Here is a 2,709-nt window from a genome sequence, read left to right as displayed (position 1 = left end):
TCCATCCGGGACTCCGCTTCCGCGAGCTGCTCGCGCAGGTGAAACGCACCACGCTCGGCGCCTACGAGCATCAGGACGTCCCCTTCGAGAAGCTCGTCGAGGAACTCAACCCTCACCGCACCCTCAGTCACTCGCCGCTGTTCCAGGTCATGCTCGTCCTGCAGAACGCACCGACGACGAGCATGGAAGTGCCTGGGAGCACGGCGGAGACGTCACCGCTGCGCCTGGAGGCTTTCGACTCGGGAGCGCAGAGCGCGAAGTTCGACCTCACCCTGACACTGGGCGAGGGACTGGAAGGCGCGCTGGGCTACCGGACGGACTTGTTCGATGAGTCCACCATCGCCCGAATGGTCGCGCACTTCGGCACCCTCCTCGATGCCGTCGTCACCACACCGGAGTTGCGGCTGAGCGAGCTGCCGATGTTGCCGACCGAGGAGCGCCGTCAGGTGCTCGTCGAGTGGAACGACACCCGCCGTGAGTTGCCCTGGACTGGCGCCTTCCACGAGCGCTTCGAGGCCCAGGCCGCTCTCACGCCCGACGCCCTCGCCGTCCTCGACGACTCCGCCTCTCTCTCCTTCTCTCAGCTCAACCACCGCTCCAACCAGCTCGCCCACCTGCTGCGCGCCCGTGGTGTCGGGCCCGAAGTCCGCGTCGCCCTCTGCCTGGAGCGCTCCGTCGACTCCCTCGTCGCCCTCCTCGCCATCCTCAAGGCCGGCGCCGCCTACGTCCCTCTCGACTCCGCCTACCCTCGCGAGCGCCTGGCTTTCATGCTCGAGGACTCCGGCGCTCCCTTCGTCCTCACCCAGTCCCACCTCCTGCCTCGTCTCGACTCGGCCTCCTGCTCGGCCCTCTGCCTCGATGACGCCGCACTGCGCGCTTCTCTCGCCGCGCTCCCGGACTCCAACCCTCCTCGCGTCACTCTTCCTTCTCACCTCGCCTACGTCATCTACACCTCCGGCTCCACCGGACGTCCCAAGGGCGTCATGGTCCACCACTCCTCCGTGGTGAATCTCCTCTCCGCCCTCTCCTCTGCCGTCTACTCCGACGTCCAGCGCCCGCTCCGCATCTCCCTCAACGCGCCCCTCTCCTTCGACGCCTCCGTCAAGCAGCTCGTCTTCCTCGCCCAGGGCCACTGCCTCTGCTTCGTCCCTCAGGCCGCTCGCGAAGACGTCCCGCTGCTTCTCTCCTGGATTCAGAAGCACCAGCTCGACGTCTTCGACTGCGCCCCTTCTCACCTCCGCCTCCTCCTCGACGAGGGTCTTGCTTCTTCTCAGCGCCCCTTGCGTCTCCTCATTGGCGGTGAGGCCATCGACGACGCTCTCTGGGCGACGCTTTCCTCTTCGCCTTCCCTGAGTGCCTTCAACGTCTACGGGCCCACTGAGGCCACCGTCGACACCACCGCGCTCTCCATCCGCGCTTCCGCTCGCCCCGCCCTCGGTGGGCCGCTCTCCAACGTCGCCACCTTCATCCTCGACGCCTCTCTCCAGCCCGCTCCCATCGGCGTCCCTGGTGAGCTCTTCATCGGCGGCGACGGCCTCGCTCGCGGCTACCACCTCCGTCCCGACCTCACCGCCGAGCGCTTCGTCCCCAACCCCTTCTCCTCGGTGCCGGGCGCGCGCCTCTACCGCACCGGTGACAAGGCTCGGTGGCTTGCCCATGGCCACCTCGAGTACCTCGGCCGCATCGACTTCCAGGTGAAGCTGCGCGGCTTCCGCATCGAGTTGGGCGAAGTCGAGGCCGCTCTCGAAGCGCTGGCTTCCGTCCACCACGCCGCTGCCCTCGTCCGCGAGGACGTCCCCGGCCTCAAGCGCCTCGTCGCCTACGTCACCCCGGCTTCCGTCGACACCTCCTCACTGCGCGCGGAGCTGCTGCTCAGCCTCCCCGAGTACATGGTGCCCTCGGCCTTCGTCGCCCTCGACGCTCTGCCCATCAACACCCACGGCAAGCTCGACAGGAAGGCGCTCCCGGCTCCCGACTCCAGCCCCACCGACTCCTTCCTCGCGCCTCGCAACCCCACCGAGACTCGCCTCGCCGCCATCTGGGCAGAGGTCCTCCACCTCGACTCCGTCAGCGTCTCCGACGACTTCTTCGCCCTCGGTGGCCACTCCCTCCTCGCCACTCAGGTCGTCTCTCGTGTCCGCAAGGCCTTCGACGTCGAGCTTCCCCTTCGCGCTCTCTTCGAAGCGCCGACCGTCGCGGCGCTCGCGGCTCGCGTCGATACCGTGGGTCACGGGGACCTGTCGCTCCAGCTGCCTCCGCTCGTGGCGGTGCCTCGTACCGGGCCGCTGCCGCTGTCCTTCGCGCAGCAGCGCCTGTGGTTCCTCGACAGGCTCCAGCCGGGCAGTCCGTTCTACAACATCCCCTCGGCCATCCAGCTCCATGGGGGACTGAACCTCGCCGCGCTGGAGCGGGCGATTCAGGAGTTGGTGCAGCGCCATGAAGCGCTGCGCACCTCGTTCCACGTCCAGGAGGATGGAGAGGCCGTCCAGCACATCCATCCTCGGGTGGAGCTGTCCGTCCCGGTAACGGACCTGGAGGCCGTGCCCGAAGCCTCGCGTGAGACAGAAGCGCGGCGACTGGCCCAACTCGAAGCGCAGAAGCCGTTCGAGCTCTCCCAGGCCCCGCTGCTCCGTGCTTCCGTGCTTCGCCTCTCCGAGCAGCGCCACATCCTGCTCGTCACCGTCCACCACATCGTCTCGGATGGCTGGT

General features: G+C 68.0%; 1 protein-coding gene. It reads left to right on the top strand.

What is annotated here, in order from left to right; genetic code table 11:
* Positions 1–2,709 (top strand): non-ribosomal peptide synthetase (locus HUA78_RS45565; protein ID WP_174479112.1); only part of this gene is annotated, 2,709 nt, incomplete at both ends.

This window comes from Myxococcus sp. CA033 (genome assembly GCF_013336625.1).
Classification (GTDB): Bacteria; Myxococcota; Myxococcia; order Myxococcales; family Myxococcaceae; genus Myxococcus; species Myxococcus llanfairpwllgwyngyllgogerychwyrndrobwllllantysiliogogogochensis.
The sequence above is the reverse complement of the archived record's forward strand: the minus strand, read 5'-3'. Positions and strand labels throughout refer to the sequence as shown.